Origin of the sequence: Actinomyces sp. SKVG-SVH-4(1), from assembly GCF_048514265.1 — a bacterium.
GTDB lineage: Bacteria > Actinomycetota > Actinomycetes > Actinomycetales > Actinomycetaceae > Actinomyces > Actinomyces oris.
Genome location: NZ_JBGEVE010000009.1, coordinates 99,347 through 114,032 on the forward strand (window position 1 = coordinate 99,347; position 14,686 = coordinate 114,032).

General features: G+C 70.7%; 12 protein-coding genes. All 12 read right to left on the reverse strand.

Annotation, left to right across the window (positions count from 1 at the left end):
• Entirely contained in the window at positions 1–420 is a 420-nt protein-coding gene (locus tag AB7V09_RS08950) for a hypothetical protein (RefSeq protein ID WP_315533635.1), read from the reverse strand.
• A gap of 354 nt (positions 421–774) precedes the next feature.
• Positions 775–5,445: an FtsK/SpoIIIE domain-containing protein gene (locus AB7V09_RS08955; protein WP_419143545.1), complete on the reverse strand. Its 4,671-nt coding sequence runs from the start codon at positions 5,443–5,445 to the stop codon at positions 775–777.
• A gap of 12 nt (positions 5,446–5,457) precedes the next feature.
• Positions 5,458–8,139 (reverse strand): hypothetical protein, encoded by a 2,682-nt coding sequence (locus tag AB7V09_RS08960; protein WP_419143546.1) that lies wholly within the window; start codon positions 8,137–8,139, stop codon positions 5,458–5,460.
• Complete coding sequence (locus tag AB7V09_RS08965; protein ID WP_009406620.1) at positions 8,136–8,591, reverse strand: TadE/TadG family type IV pilus assembly protein; 456 nt, start codon at positions 8,589–8,591, stop codon at positions 8,136–8,138. The genes AB7V09_RS08960 and AB7V09_RS08965 overlap by 4 nt, the downstream gene beginning before the upstream one ends.
• Entirely contained in the window at positions 8,588–9,085 is a 498-nt protein-coding gene (locus tag AB7V09_RS08970; RefSeq protein ID WP_419143547.1) for a TadE/TadG family type IV pilus assembly protein, read from the reverse strand. Before AB7V09_RS08970 ends, AB7V09_RS08965 begins: the two co-directional genes overlap by 4 nt.
• A complete protein-coding gene (locus AB7V09_RS08975; protein WP_419143548.1) occupies positions 9,082–9,477 on the reverse strand; it encodes a TadE/TadG family type IV pilus assembly protein in 396 nt (131 codons plus the stop codon). The genes AB7V09_RS08970 and AB7V09_RS08975 overlap by 4 nt, the downstream gene beginning before the upstream one ends.
• Positions 9,478–9,514: 37 nt before the next feature.
• On the reverse strand, positions 9,515–9,754 hold the full coding sequence (locus tag AB7V09_RS08980) for a hypothetical protein (RefSeq protein ID WP_314156931.1): 240 nt from the start codon (positions 9,752–9,754) through the stop codon (positions 9,515–9,517).
• A gap of 147 nt (positions 9,755–9,901) precedes the next feature.
• Positions 9,902–10,825, reverse strand: a complete 924-nt coding sequence (locus tag AB7V09_RS08985) for a type II secretion system F family protein (protein ID WP_419143549.1) — start codon at positions 10,823–10,825, stop codon at positions 9,902–9,904.
• Positions 10,822–11,697 (reverse strand): type II secretion system F family protein, encoded by an 876-nt coding sequence (locus AB7V09_RS08990; protein WP_009406614.1) that lies wholly within the window; start codon positions 11,695–11,697, stop codon positions 10,822–10,824. Before AB7V09_RS08990 ends, AB7V09_RS08985 begins: the two co-directional genes overlap by 4 nt.
• A complete protein-coding gene (locus tag AB7V09_RS08995; RefSeq protein ID WP_009747685.1) occupies positions 11,694–13,010 on the reverse strand; it encodes a CpaF family protein in 1,317 nt (438 codons plus the stop codon). The genes AB7V09_RS08990 and AB7V09_RS08995 overlap by 4 nt, the downstream gene beginning before the upstream one ends.
• The gene (locus tag AB7V09_RS09000) at positions 13,007–13,765 is read right to left on the reverse strand and encodes a hypothetical protein (protein WP_075414947.1); all 759 of its coding nucleotides are present in this window, start codon (positions 13,763–13,765) and stop codon (positions 13,007–13,009) included. Before AB7V09_RS09000 ends, AB7V09_RS08995 begins: the two co-directional genes overlap by 4 nt.
• Entirely contained in the window at positions 13,765–14,472 is a 708-nt protein-coding gene (locus AB7V09_RS09005) for an SAF domain-containing protein (RefSeq protein ID WP_419143550.1), read from the reverse strand. Before AB7V09_RS09005 ends, AB7V09_RS09000 begins: the two co-directional genes overlap by 1 nt.
• Between the last annotated feature and the right edge of the window lie 214 nt (positions 14,473–14,686).

The window sequence follows — 14,686 nt, forward strand, 5'->3', positions numbered from 1 at the left end:
TCAACAGTCCCACTTTGCTCTCGAGTCCTCTTTTGAGACCCAATCCGGTTCCGAATTAAATTGCTGATAGCAATCCTCGCATTTCCAATTGAAATCATGGGTAATTGCATCCAAGACTTCGACAATCTCCTTTTTTTTGGTATTGGCTAATGTAGATTTCCACACAGAACTATCGGTTCCCAATCCGGTTGAAAGGATGTGCTTTTCCGAAGGGGGCTTGGCGCCGGTAAGATCATAATCAGCCCCTATGTCGGCCCGTGCCGATCTGAACGTCGATACAACATGGTCTATCGCAATCTTTTTTTTGTTCTCGACATCATCAGGTTTACTCTTCTTCTCATCAGGCGGAACATAGCCTCCCCCACTCGGGTGACGCTTGGGTGCGGGCCCAGGAGACGGGCGTGGAGTCGGAGTACTCACTTTGAACCTCCTGATAACCCAACTGAAGAAGTCGATATTGAAGTCGAACTCACTGAAAAAGAACTGCTTGGAGTCGAACCTTTACTCGATCCTGCAGATGCGCTCGGGGTGGCGCTAGGTGTTGAGGGTGCCGACGTTTTCTGCTCGACACTTCTATTATCTCCCATCACCTTATCCTTTCAAACTTGCGGCAATGTCACACGATGGCACATGAACTATTCAGACTTTCCATCATGGACGGCGCGTCATTCTGCCGCCTTCTGTCGAATGTCAAACTCTGCTGCTGCGTCAGCCTGTCGTTACTTGGACACAGATTCCGAGGTAAGACTCGGACAGTATCGATGCTACTTTTCATCATGTATTGCCTTCGCAACGTGGAACCTGCACCCATGTCCAGCCGGTGGTGCTGATCTGGACCGCCCGGCCTTTGGGAACAGGGCCTCCGATGGATCTCGGTAGCCGGGCCAAGAAGTGGGAGCCGTCGTCGGATCCTCGCGGAGCGAGGATGAGTCCGGTTCTTGTCTTCCTGGCAGTGGCGACGACGCCGCGGTACATGCCTCCAACCTCGTCGATGCCGCAGGCCACGAGGACGCCCCCGTGGTGGTCGCGGCAGGTCTTGATGTGTTCCTCAATCCTCGGATTGATGTTGTGGTCGTTTGTCAGTGTATCGAAATCATCCACCACAATGACAGTGTTCTCCGGATCCTCCTCCAACAACTCACTCAGATCATTGGGTCCTGCATCCATGCCCAGGACCCCCAGCACACTCGGGTTGTTGGCGAATTCCATGAGCGGGGACTTGCGCGGCAGCACCAGCACGATCTTCTGCCCGTTCTCCAGCAGCCGGTTGGTGGCGAAGTGCAGCGCAGTCGACCGCCCGGAGCGGCGCGGACCCGTCACGAGGAAGGCGTTACCGATGTCCTCCAGGGACACCGGCAGCATGCGCAGATCATCACCGCCCACGGCGAAGGCGATCTCATTCGGCTCCAGAGCGGGCTCAAGCTTGAGCGCCTCCTCGGCGGAGATCGCCACAGGCAGCTCATCCACGTGCCCCGGACGCTGGGCACGGTCAACGACGCCCCACCTTGCGTTGGCCTGCTCGGCCGCCTGGTGAACCGCCGCCACCTGCGCCGTTCCCGCAGAGTCATCAGTCAGCATCACCAGCTGGACCTCACGGGGCCGTTCCCCCGAACGGAAGGCCCTCCCCTGCGGCATGGACAGGGGAACATCCTTAGCGCGCATGGCGATGAGGTCGAAGTCATCCGGGCTCGGCATGCGCAGGACCAGGCGGTCCTCCAGCATCATCCCGAACCGCCCCCGGAACACGGTCCGGTCCCCGGCGATGACCACGCGCAGTCCCACCGCCGGGCCCTCACGCATGAGCGTCTCCACCATCCCGGGGATCGCTCCGGCGTCGGTGTTCTCAAAGGTCGCCATGAAGTTGTCCCACCGGTCAATGAGCAGCACCAGGTACGGCAGGCGCTCAGACGGCGGGGTAGCGGCCCGCTGCTCGGCCACGGAAGCGTAGCCGTGCGTGGCCAGGTACTGCTGACGGTAGGCCACCTGGCCACCCAGCAGTGCCAGCATGCGGCGAATCCGGTCCGCCTGGTCACGCGTGACCACTGCCCCGAAGTTCGGCAGGTTCACGCACGGGGCCAGCGCCCCATTACCCGCGTCAATACCGTAGACGTGCACCTCTGCGGCGGAGGCCGTCTGCGCCAGGGCCACCGCGATCCCTCGCAGCACGCTGGAACGCCCCGAACGCGGGGCACCGGCGATCCCCAGGTGACCGGCGCGCGTGTAGTCCCACGTCATGGGCCGCTGCGCCTGCTCGCCGGGCAGGTCCTCCAAGCCCAGCGGCAGCGCCGGCAGGAAGCCGGCCGCCCGCGGATCAGACCCACCCAGGCCGCTCGGTCCCCCAGTGGCCTGGGCCGTCTCCATTCGCTCCTGAACCTGCGCCAGGGTGATGAGCTCCGGCAGCGGCGGCAGCCACGGGCTGTGCGGGTCCGGCCGGCCCGTCGCCGTGTGGGCTGCACCCATCGCGGAGACCAGGGTGGCCAGGTCGGTGGGGATCGTCGCGTCCTCCTCCACCTCCGGCGGTTTCATCTCCGGACGGGAGAGCTCATCCAGGGTCAGCGTCGCCGCCCGCACCGCTGCCTGCGGCATCGCCCCACGGGGCCGTCCCCCCACCCGGGAGGACTGGAACTGACGCAGGCTCGCATGCCCCAGCCGCGCGTAGGCGCGCCCCGGGATCGAGGGCGGGATGTAGGCCGAGTTGGAGGCCTCGATGACGTCCTGGGAGTCGTTCTCATCGGTGACGCGCAGGGCGATGCGCAGGTTCGTGTTCGACTTGATCTCAGCCGAGACCACACCCGCCGGCCGCTGAGTCGCCAGCACCAGGTGCACCCCGAGCGAGCGCCCACGCCGGGCGATATCCACCAGGCCCGTCACGAAGTCCGGCAGCTCGGACACCAGGGCCGCGAACTCGTCAATGATGATCATGAGCCGCGGCATGGGCTCATCGCCGGGCTGCATGGCGGCCACGTAGTCCTCAATGTCCTTCGCATCCGCCCCCGCGAGCTGGTGCTCGCGGCGGCGCAGCTCGGCGCCCAGGGACTCCAGGGCCCGGGAGGTGAGGTGCCCGTCGAGGTCCGTCACCATGCCCACCGTGTGTGGCAGGCGCGCACAGTCCTTGAAGGCCGCGCCACCCTTGTAGTCCACCAGCACGAAGGTCATCGAGTCCGGCGTGTTGCCCACGCACAGGGAGGCGATGAGCGTCTGCAGCAGCTCGGACTTACCCGAACCGGTGGTCCCGGCCACCAGGGCGTGCGGCCCGTCGGCGCGCACATCGAGCCAGAAGTGTCCCTCGGCGTCCTCGCCGATGACCGCCTTCGTCGTCCGGCTGCACCGGTCCCAGGCCGCCAGCACCGCCTCCGCATTCGGATCCGGCATCGGCAGCACGTCCAGGAGGCGGGAGGAGGTCGGGATCGTCGAGTCCGCACCCGAGGCGGAGACGTCGTGGATCGGCGCCAGCGCCCGGGCCACTCGCTCGCACCAGCCGTCCGGGAGCAGGTCCAGGGTCACCCGCTCGACCTCGTCCACATCCGTCTGCGACACGCTCGCCGCCCCCACCTCCGCGGTGACCACGGCGCGGCACTCCTCGGGCAGGGCCGTGCGATCCCGGTCGATGCACACCAGGAACACCCCCGCGGCCGGTCCCCGGCGCAGTACGGAGATGAGGCCCGGGCGTAGACGCAGGCCCCGGGCGCCGTCGAGCACCACGAGGATCTGCTCGACCGGCCCCGTGGCGGGCCCCCGCCTCTCCGGGTCCAGCCGGCGCTCCACCAGCTCGGAGAGCTCATTGATGCGCCGGGCGATCGTCTCATCATCGAGCCCCACGCGCGCCCGGGCGCCCATGCCCTCCAGGTTGCGCAGGTGGGGAAGCCACCTTGTCCAGGCCCAGCGCCCCGCGCGATTCTCCCCGCGCGCCGGCTCCACGAGGAGCACCATCTGCAGCTCGGCCGGCGAGTGCAGCACCGCCGCCTGGGCCGCCAGCCAGTCGGCGACGTCGTGGCGCCGTGTGCCGCACACGCCCACCACGCCCAGCTCACCCAGCGGCACCCGTACCGGCACGTCCGGCGCCGTCCACCGCAGCGGCTCCTCGTGCTTGGCGCGCTGAGAGTCCTCGATCTCCACGTCACTGGGCAGGTCCGCCACCCCAACCCGCAGATCCAGCCAGTCCGGGTCGGTGGGCCGCCGCTCCCACAGCTGGGCCCGGGGCCCCGTGGCGCGCAGCAGCAGCTCGGCCGCATTCGGATGGTCCCCGCGGCGCACTCCCCGCTCAGCGGTCAGAGCCTTGAAGGCCGCCTCCTCGGTGGCCTCACGCTGCTCCTCGTACTTGCGCAGCTTGTCCCGGAAGTCCTTCTTCTGGTTCGAGCGCCCCTGGATCTGGTTGGCGATCATCATGATCGGGGAGAACACCATGAACATGAGCGAGTAGACGCGCCCGGTCATGAAGTACATGCCGGCCCCCATGACCAGCGGGGAGATGAGCATCGCGAAGGGGAAGGGCGGTTTGCGCTGCTCGGCCGGCTTCGTCGGCAGCGCGAACTTCGTCTCCCGCACCGGCCGGGCCAGACGCGGCGGCCGGTTGAAGTTCAGGGTCGGGGCGCCCGCCGTCGGTGAGACCACCGCATTGGCCGCCGGCACCGGCCCGATCGACAGGAGCGTCTCCCCCACCGTCAGCAGCGCGTCCGGGGACCAGGCGGAGGCGCCGGCGCCCAGGGGCCGGCGATCCAGCTCGAGGTAGTGGCGCACCCCGTCCGGCTCCAGCGTCTCGCGGCTGGAGAGGATCGCCTCGGAGTCCAGGCCCTTCTTCTTGGCGCGGCGGCGCTTGCGGGCCTCCTTGCGTCGACGGCGCCGGGCGGCCCGCCCCTTGGCCTCCTGCTCCTCGCCGCGCTCCGGGGCGGCCAGGACGAGGGGGCCCGGCAGGGGGCGGCGCCTCGGCAGCGGCAGCGGCAGCTCGCGCTGGGCGACCTCCGGCACCGGGGTGATGGTCACGTGCCCCCCGACGGCGACGGCGAGGTCGGCGATCCGTCCCTCCACGCCCTCCAGAACCAGGTCGCAGCCGGGTCCACCCAGGGTGTAGCCGCCCAGGCTCAGGCGGTGGACGGCGCCGGCGCCCTGGCCGGCCACCACGCGCAGCTCAACGACGCCCACTGGTTCGACGTCGTCGCGCACCGGCCCGCCCAGGCCCAGGAGCATGCCGTTACGGACCACGTCGACGAGGTTGTCCGCGGCGGCCAGGCGCCGTGGACCGTCCCACACGCCGATGGGGGGTGCGGCCACCTGCTCGCCGGCGTTGACGACGAGGCGCAGGGCCGCCCCGGGGGCGCTGCCCTCGACGGCGGGCTCCAGGCCCGCCACCATGTCCCCGACCGTGGCGTCCTCGGGCGCCACGACCAGGAGGTCGCGGGCGGCCGCATCGGCCTCACCGGGCCGCAGGACACTGATGAACAGCTGCACGCCTGGGCCTCCTTACGCGGGGCGTCGGGCCACGGACAGCCCCGGCGCCAGGTCCTCCACGAGGGCGGCCGTGGCCGGGTCGACCTGGGCCAGGTCGTCGGCACCGGCGGCCGACAGGAGACCGTGAACCTCCCGCTCCAGCTCGCCGCGGCCGCGCCGGGCCGCCAGGCGCAGGCGGTCGCGCCACAGCCCCTGGTCCAGGTCCACGACCGCCAGGCCGGTGGCGATGGCCATCCCCGCGCCGTCGGGATCGGTGTCCCCGGTGAGCTCGACGACGCGGTGGGCGGCGTCCACGACGAGCGCGTTGTACTGGTGGGCGGCGCGCACACGCGCCATCCAGGAGTAGCGTCCCTCCTCGGCGCCGGCCACCATGGGGCCGCGCACCAGGCGCAGGGCCTCGATGAGCAGCTCGACCTCGCGCTGGGGCGGGCAGCCGCGGGACGAGGCCAGCAGCGAGCGCAGCACGTCCCAGTCGACGACGACCCCCGGCCCCATGACGAGGCGCCCCTCGGCGTCCTCGCGCAGGTGGGGCATCCCCTGGGCGTCGTGGCCCAGCCAGGCGCGCAGCCGCTCCACGGTGCCGGCCACCACGTCCGCGGTGGCCCCCAGCGGCCAGAGCATGGTGCCCAGCACTGCCGGGCGGATGCCCTCGGGGTGGAGGGCCACGCAGATGGCGGCCTCGGTGAGGATCGAGCGGCGCTCGGGCTCGACCGCGCCGGCGGCCTCCACGAGCGTCTGCCCCAGCACCTGGATGCGCACGTCGGCGGTGCGCAGGGCCGCCGTCATCATCGGCGGCATGGGCGGGTCGGGGATCGGCGGGCGCGTGCCGTCGTCGGTCACCTGGGTCGGGCCGAAGAGGTGCGCCAGTCCCAGGACCTCGTTCTCGGTGGCGCGCGTGGCCCGCACCGCGATGCCCAGCTGGTCGATGCGGGCGGTGCCGGAGGCGTCGACGTCAATGGTCCAGCGCGCCCGGCCGTCACCGCCGGCGCGCACGACGGCGTAGTCGCCGCCGGGCGGCAGGCTCGGCGTGGCCTCGCCGTTGCCCACGAGGACGAAGGTGGTGGCCGCCCCGGGGCGACGGCCGGTGATGACGTCGGCCCGGCCCGGCAGCGGGTTACTGGCCAGGAGGGCCTCCGGCGTCTGGATGCGACCACCGGCCACCTCGCGCAACGCGGTCGGCAGGCCGGCGCCCACGACGACGGCATCCTGGGACCAGGAGTTGGTGCACAGCTCCAGGGCGAAGGCGGTGACGACCTCCGCGGCCATGGCGGGGTCACCGGTGACGGCGACCTCGCCGTCGGCGAAGGCCAGGTCGATGAGGATGTCGGCGCCACTGGCGATGCGGCCCACGGTCACCAGGCCCGGCAGGAGGGAGCCGTTCGGGGTGGGGGCCGGCTCCCGGCCGGCGCGCATCACCCAGGTCAGGCCCTCCTCCTGGACTCGCCAGGGGGCGGGGGCCTCGGGGACGGCCTGAGCCAGGCGCAGGTAGCAGGCGTCGTCGTCGATGGCGACGGCGTAGGGGCGGGGGCTGCCGGGAATCGAGTCCAGGGAGCGCAGGATGGCGTTGAGGCGCTGGGCGCGGCGCTCGTCGGCGCCCACGCGCAGGAGCCGCTCGAGCTCGCCGGAGCCCTCGTCGAAGGCCCCGCCTGAGAGCTGGCGCCGGCGGCGCACGAGCACCGAGACGAGGGAGGCGGCCAGGAGCGCGCCGACCGCCGGCATCTGGACGGGCGGGACGTCGCGCAGGGTGGAGGCCAGGCCCTGGTCAATGCTGACGCCGCCGGAGCGGGCCTCCTCCGGGTTGGGAGTGGCCGGGGCGGGGGTGGCCGGCGCCGGAGCCACCGGGACGGCCTCGACCCGGGGCACGGAGGCCGCTTCCTCGGGCATGACCATGAGCCATCCGGGCTGGATGAGCCGGGCCAGCTCCAGGGAGCCGCCGTCGGGCTGGACGCGGCCGGCGTTGAGGTCGTAGATCCGGGTGTAGGCGCGCCCGTCGCCAAGGTTGCGTTCGGCGATGTCCCAGAGGTTGTCGTGGTAGCGGCCCTCGGGCGGCTGGACCACGTAGACGCGCTGGCCCACGAGCTGGGAGCCGAGGGCGGGGTCGATCTCGACACCGCCGACCATGTAGCGCATCTGCTGGCTGCCATCTGGGTTCTGGGCCACGGTCCCGGAGGTAATCGAGGCGCCCGAGGCGTCGGTGGTCCGGGTGGCGGCGCGGGCGGAGTCCTGGGCGGCGGCGACGGCGGGGGTGGGCTCCTCGACCACCGGGGCGGCCGCGGCGGCCAGCGGGCCGCTGACGGCGCCCAGCAGCAGCACGGAGGCCACGAGCCGGCGGGCCACGGCCTGCACCCCGCCGGAGAAGGGGACGTGCCCGGGGACGCTGCGGCCGCGAATGGCGGAGACGGTCTCCACCAGGGTGCAGAAGGTGAACTGCATCCAGGCCAGCCAGATCACCCAGGTGAGGACGCCCAGGAGGGCGTCCACGGAGATCGCCTGGGTGAGGGTGTCCAGCCCCAGCTCGGTGGGGATGGGGGGAAGGCCGACGGTGGCCAGCAGCAGGACCGGCAGGCCGATGATGACCAGTATGAGGAGGAGGGCGGCCAGGAGTGACTTCCACACCGGGGGGCGCGTGCTGCGCGCCGGGGAACGGAAGCGTTCGGGTCCGGCGGCCTGGGCTCGTTGAGCGGCGCGGCTCACTGATCCTCCTTGAAGATACCGACGGCGTTGCGGGCCTCGCCGGTGACGGTGACATGAATGGACGTGACGCCGACGAGTCGCAGCATCGTGGTGGGGACGTCACGCTCGACGGTGACGGCAACCCCCCGCGCGGTGACGTCGACGCTGGAGCTCTGGGCCAGGCCGCCCTGAGCCAGGTAGGTGCGGGCGGCGGAGGTGGCGGCGGCGCTGTCCACCGAGACGGTGGCGCCTCCGCGCACGTCGTCGGTGGACAGGTGCTGGGCGCCGGCACGGGCGGCCTGCTCGGCCTGGTCGGCCAGGGTGGCGCGGGCGTTGAGTACTCGGCCGCCCTCGATGCACAGTCCGGCCATGAGCATGAGGACCGCGGCGATGATGACGGCGTAGACGGAGACGGCCCCGCGCTCGCCGTCGTGGCGGAGCCGGTGGCGCACGGAGGTGACGATCCGGTTCATCGGGTTCCCCTCCAGGTGTCGACAGGTGCGGTGGAGCTCGCCGTGACGGTGGTGGCGCCGGGCAGGAAGACCAGGCCCAGGTCGGACAGCTCGACGCGGCAGCTGACGGTGGCGGTGACGGTGCCGCCCCGGCCGAAGCCGCCGACGTCGACTCCTCCCGAGCACTGGGCGTTGGCGGTGTCCGCGGCGGCCAGGCTGCGGCGGGCGGCGGCGTCGGCATCCCCTGCGGAGCGCTCGATGGAGGCGGCCCGGGCGGCGTCACGGGCGGCGGCCTGGACCATGCCCTCGGCGGAGACCAGGCGGCCCCCGGCGACGGCGATCATGACGATGAGCAGGAGCACCGGGACCAGGACGATCATCTCGACGGACATGCTGCCCCGCTCGCCGGCATCGGCGCCGCCGGCGACTGGGCGCAGGCGGGCGCGGAGGGCTCGTGCAGCAAGGGCGGCCCTGCCGCCGGTGACGGCCCGGGTGGTGGTCGGGGTGGGGGTCACGTGTCCTCCCGGAAGGTCTCGCGTTCGGAGGTGACCGAGGCCCGCACCTTGGGGGCGAAGCCGGCGATGATGTCCATGGACTTGCCCGTCACCTCGACATTGACCTGGTTACCGATCACGACGACGTCCACCGACACGTCGGTGAGCGCCTTGCCGCCGACCCGGTGGGCGTAGGCCTCGCCGTCGGCCCTGGCGGCAGCGATGGCGGAGGAGTCGGCCGAGCCGTTGCGGACCTCGCGGGCGACTTCTCGGGCGGTGGAGGTCGCCACCTCGTTGCCGTACCAGCTGAGTGCGACCTGCACAGTGAGCAGCACGATGAGCAGGAGCAGCGGGAAGAAGACGAGCAGCTCGACGCTGGAGGCCCCGGCCTCCGAGCGCAAGCGCCTCGTCATCCCTCTCCGCAGCGACTGCATGATCGTCATCCTCTTATCACGGGGCCCCGTTGCCGCCGCCGCCTCCGTTGCCGATGTCCGGCACCTGGAGGTTGGAGGAGGCGTTGTTGACCATGCTGTAGATGGCCTTGCCGACGACGGCGGCCAGGACGATGAGGAAGCCGGTGATGATGACCCACTCGACGGTCGAGGCTCCCTTCTCCTCCGACAGGCGGTTGCCGACCCGCTCGCGCAGGTCGCCGGCGAGCATCTGGAGTGTGCACAGCATCTTGAGCATGCTTTGTCCTTTCCTTGAGAGAAACTGTGTGGTGAAGGTGTGGACGGTGAATCGTCGCAGGCTCTCAGTCAAGCGACCGGTCGAAAGGCAGTCAACTGGTTCGTGGAGGTTCTCCGTTCACAGGGCGGTCAGGCGGATCTGAGGGGTTCACACGGATCCGATGATTCCGGTCAGGGCCGGGTAGACGAGGAAGACGATGAAGCCCATGGCGACGATGAGCTGGGCCACGAGCATGGACTCGGAGTTCTCCCCGGCCTTGCCCTCGGCGTCGGACAGGTCGCGGCGGCGCATGCTGGAGGCCCGGGCGCCCAGGGACTCGCGGATCTTGGCGCCGTCCTCGGCCACGAGCGCCAGAGCGGCGGACAGGTCTCGCAGCTCGTCGATGCGCAGCTGGGTTCCCAGCCGGCCCAGGGCCGCCCAGGGCGTGTCCCCGCGCAGCCGGGCCACGTCGAGGGCGTCGCGGATGCGGAGCATGGCGGGATCATCGGAGAGGCTCGAGGCGGCGTCGAGGGCCTCAGGGACGCCGCGCCCCGCGGACAGGGACATGGCCACGAGGTCCAGGTAGGAGCCGACGACGTGGCGGAAGTCCCGGCGCGCCTCCTCAGCATCGTTGCGCAGGCGCAGCGTGGGCAGCAGCAGACCGACGACCCCCAGGGCGACGCTCAGCAGCAGGGGCACGGACCACCCCAGGGGCGCCCCCATGACCTGCATGAGGCCGACGACGAGCAGTGGCGCGGCGAAGCCCCCCACCCCGAGGAAGACCGAGGTCACCATGTGGCGCTCCAGGGAGCGCCCCACGACGGCCAGGTCCCCGGTCAGGGAGGACAGGTCCACGCCGGTGCGCCGCACGAGGGAGGTGATGCGCAGGCTGAGGGTGTCCACCCACTCGGGGGTGTCCGCCTCGGAGGGGTTGAGACGACGCACGTCCGCACGCATGCGGCCCTCGTCGCGGCGGGTGTCCAGCTCGGCCAGGGCCGCGGCGGGCTGAGTGGCAGGGGGCGCCAGGATGAGGATGAGGGCGAACAGGCCGGCTCCACTGAGCGCACCACCGATGAGGATCCAGGTGATCATGCGTTCTCACCCCCGGCCGGGGAGGAGACGGTCAGGAAGCGGCGCGGCAGCTGAACGCCGGCCAGGCGCCGCATCCAGAGCATGCCGACGGCGAAGAGCGCCACGACGACGACCAGCACCAGCTGGCCCTGCACGCTGGAGTAGGGGGCGACGAAGCTCCGGTTGAAGACGGCCAGCCCCAGCATGACGACGATGGAGAAGATGACGACGATCTGGGCCGAGCGCCGGGTGCCGGCGCGGGAGGCGGAGACGCGCTGTCGCATGTCGAGCTCGGAGCGGGCCGTGTCCGCCAGGGCGCTGAGGAGCTGACGCAGACCGGGCCCGCGCAGGCGGGCGTTCATGATGAGGGCGGAGACAATGAGGTCCGCCGTGGGGTCGTCGAGGTCGTCGGCGAACTGGCGCAGCGCCGTCGGCAGGGGGACGCGCACACGCATGCGATCCGCCAGGAGGGCAAGGTCCTCGCGCAGGACCGGGGCGGCGGCGTAGACGGTGGCGGGGATGGCCTGCTCCAGGCCCACGGCGCCGGCAATGGTGTCCCGCAGTGATTCCGACCAGGTGGCCAGGGCCTCGATCTTGGCGGCGGCGAGCTTCTCCTGCTTGGCTCCGCCGAAGAGCAGCGGCCAGACGATGACCAGCAGGCCGGCGGCGACGGCCAGGACGATCCAGCGGGTGAGCAGCAGGACACCCAGGCCGACGACGAGGGAGGCGATGAGCCGGCCGGACAGGCCCTTGAGGCTGTCGCGCAGGGAGCCCGAGGAGCCGGGGCGGTCGGGCATCATGTCGACGCCCATGAAGAACCCGACGAAGAGGAAGAGCCCTCCGCCGACAAGTGCGCCGGCGAGGATGGCAATAGTGGCGGTGGCCTGGTTCACGCGTAACCACCCCGGTAGGCGGCGGCCGGGTCGTAGCCGGCGTTGATGAGGTCGTTGACGCAGGAGATCGGTGCGGCCGGCTGGGCGGTCCCGGTCCCGTCGTCGGCGAAGACCTCACTGGACAGGACCCGCCCGTCGACGCCGTTGACCTCGCGCACGGAGGCGACGTAGCGGCGCAGCCCCCCGCCCTGGGAGAAGCGGTTCTCCCGGGTCAGGAAGATGACGAAGTCGACGGCGCCGGCGATGAGGAGGTTGGTGGCGTCCTGGGGCAGGTGCTCGGCGGACTGGATGGCGTAGGTGGCGATACGGTTGAACACCTCGGAGGAGGAGTTCGCGTGGATGGTGGACAGCGAGCCGTCGTTGCCCTGGCTCATGGCGTTGAGCATGGTGACGATCTCGTCGCCCAGGACCTCACCGACGATGACCCGCGAGGGGTTCATGCGCAGTGAGCGTCGCACCAGGTCCGCCATGGAGATCGCGCCGGAGCCCTCGGAGTTGGGCAGGCGCTCCTCGAAGGCGACGACGTTGGGGTGCAGGTCCGCGAACTCGCCCAGGCCCAGCTCCAGAGCGCGCTCGACGGTGATGAGGCGCTCCTCGGGCGGGATCTCGTTGGCCAGGGCGCGCAGGAAGGTGGTCTTCCCGGCGTTCGTGGCGCCGGCGATCATGATGTTCTTGCGGGCCCGCACGGCCGCCGAGCAGAAGGCGGCCAGCCGCGGGGTCAGGGATCCGAGCCGGACCAGGTCATCGAGGCCCACCCGGTCCAGGCGGGCGCGTCGCACCGAGATCGAGGGCCGCGAGCAGACCTCCATGACGGCGGACAGGCGCGAGCCGTCCGGCAGGCGCAGGTCCAGCTGGGGGTTGGCGGAGTCGAAGGGGCGCGAGGCCAGGCCCGAGTAGGAGCCGAGGACCTGCACGAGCTCGATGAGCTCCTCGTCGGACTCGGCCACCGGGGCGCCGCGCTCCTCACGGCCGTCGGCGTACTGGATGAAGACGTTGTCGTAGCCGTTGATGTCGATGTTCTCGACATCCTTGTTGTCCAGCAGGGGCTGGAGGCGGCCGACGCCGAAGAGCGCCGCGTGGATGCCCTGGGAGACCTCTTCCTCCTCCTGGGCGTTGAGCGGGCTGCGGCCGGCGGCGATCTCGGCGCGGGCGTGCTGCTCGAGCACGCGGCCGATGAGGGCGCGGGCGAACTGGCGCTCGTCCTCCGGGGACATCGGGGGGATGCCGGAGGTGGCGTCGTCGCGGCGCTGCTGGGCCAGGAGGTCGGCGACCTCCTCGCGCATGTCGCGGACGAGTCCCTGGTCGACGCTCATGCGGCACCTCCATTGATGACGGCGCCGGCGAGGGCGGTGGCGACGGTTCTGGCCGAGCGCACCAGCAGGGTGCGGCCCAGGGGGCGGGCACGACGGCCCGCCAGGGAGTCTGCGGCGCTCTGGTCGAAGGCCAGGACGCCGATGACGGGGACCTCCAGGCCGCTGCCGCGCAGCAGGCGGGTGAGGTCGTCGGCCTCGTGGCGGGCCTTCCAGGGCGCGATGAGGAGGACACCGAGGCGGACCCGCTCGGAGCGGCGGGAGGTCTCGGCGACGATCCAGGACAGGCGCTCACGCAGGTGGCCGTAGTTCTCCACGCCGGGGCGCACGGCGACCAGGGTGATGTCGGAGGCCATGGCCACGCCCAGGCTCGGTGCGCCGGGAGACAGGCGGCCGACGTCGGCGATGATGTCCCCCTGGCGTTGCAGGCTGGTGGCCAGCCCGGACCAGCCCGCCCCAATGGCTGTGGCCTGGTCGGGGCGCGACAGGCCCACGAGGACGGGCAGGTCGCCCTCGATGAGGGTGAGGTGATCGCGCAGGGGCGCGGCCGGGTCGCGGCGGATGGCGGCGGCCAGGGAGACGACGCCCCGGTCGCTGTCCAGGGGCAGGCCCTCACGGGAGCGGGTGCGATAGACCAGGTCGGACCCGGCAGGGTCGAGCTCAGCCAGGACGGCCGGACGGGGCCAGACCGCGGCGAGCACGTGGGCGCTCGTCGAGGCGCCGGGCGACCCCTTCGCGGAGGCGATCGAGATGAGCATCAGCTCTCCTTGATCGGCTGCCCGGACGCGGTCAGGACGACGGCGATGGTTCCGTTGGCCGAGGCGCTGGCGAGCTTGGCGGAGCCCTTCTTGTCAACGAGGACGGAGATGACGGCGCCGGAGGTCCAGTCCTCACTGGTACCCGAGGAGGGCCTGGCGGCGAGCACCTGGGCGTCGGAGACGATGACGTTCTGGGAACCGATGTCAACGATGTCGACCTTGTCGCCGGGTTGCAGGCCACCGGCCGGGAAGCGCCCGGCGTTGGCGGAGACGCCGACGACCTGGAGGTCCCCGCCGGGCACCGGGTTGGTGGCGAGCTGGGAGGTGTCCAGCAGCTGGCCCTTGGAGATCTCCACGCGGGCGGTGCGTCCGACGACCTGGTCGATCTGGTCCGCGCGTACCAGGGTGGTGAGGTCCGAGGAGACCGAGGCGCTCACCAGGTCCTCTTTGTCAATGACCTGCCCCGCCTTGATGGTGTCCTTGGCGGCCAGCATCTGGACGCGCTGGTCCAGACGCATGGCCAGCAGGCCCGCGAGCAGGGCGCCGCCGACGATGAGCAGGACGGCGAGGGCGGCCAGGAGCGGGCGGCGCTCGCGCGGCGCGGAGGGGAGGTGACCACCGGAGTCACGGGTCTGGCGGCTGGGCTGAGGCTGACCGACGTCATTCGTGCGACGCCGTGAGGAGCGTCCGTTCTTGGACAGTGCCATGGGGAGACCTCAAGTCGAATCGGATGGGACAGCGACAGCACCGTAGCCTATCCGTGACCAACCTGGCCGGGTGAACGGCCAGGATCCGGAAGAACGTCACATGGGTCGTTATCCCCTTGCGATCCGATGCAGATCATGGAAAGGTACTGGAAGCGACGGCCGTCACAGTCGCGGTCACATGAAGAGCCCTCGGGTATTCTTCGAGTGACTCAAT

Bases quoted from the DNA above. Each gene is read 5' to 3' on its own strand.
- AB7V09_RS09005 (WP_419143550.1), bottom strand. From the start codon at position 14,472: ATGGCACTGTCCAAGAACGGACGCTCCTCACGGCGTCGCACGAATGAC.
- AB7V09_RS08995 (WP_009747685.1), bottom strand. From the start codon at position 13,010: ATGAGCGTCGACCAGGGACTCGTCCGCGACATGCGCGAGGAGGTCGCC.
- AB7V09_RS08980 (WP_314156931.1), bottom strand. From the start codon at position 9,754: ATGCTCAAGATGCTGTGCACACTCCAGATGCTCGCCGGCGACCTGCGC.
- AB7V09_RS09000 (WP_075414947.1), bottom strand. From the start codon at position 13,765: ATGCTCATCTCGATCGCCTCCGCGAAGGGGTCGCCCGGCGCCTCGACG.
- AB7V09_RS08985 (WP_419143549.1), bottom strand. From the start codon at position 10,825: ATGATCACCTGGATCCTCATCGGTGGTGCGCTCAGTGGAGCCGGCCTG.
- AB7V09_RS08965 (WP_009406620.1), bottom strand. From the start codon at position 8,591: ATGAACCGGATCGTCACCTCCGTGCGCCACCGGCTCCGCCACGACGGC.
- AB7V09_RS08975 (WP_419143548.1), bottom strand. From the start codon at position 9,477: ATGACGAGGCGCTTGCGCTCGGAGGCCGGGGCCTCCAGCGTCGAGCTG.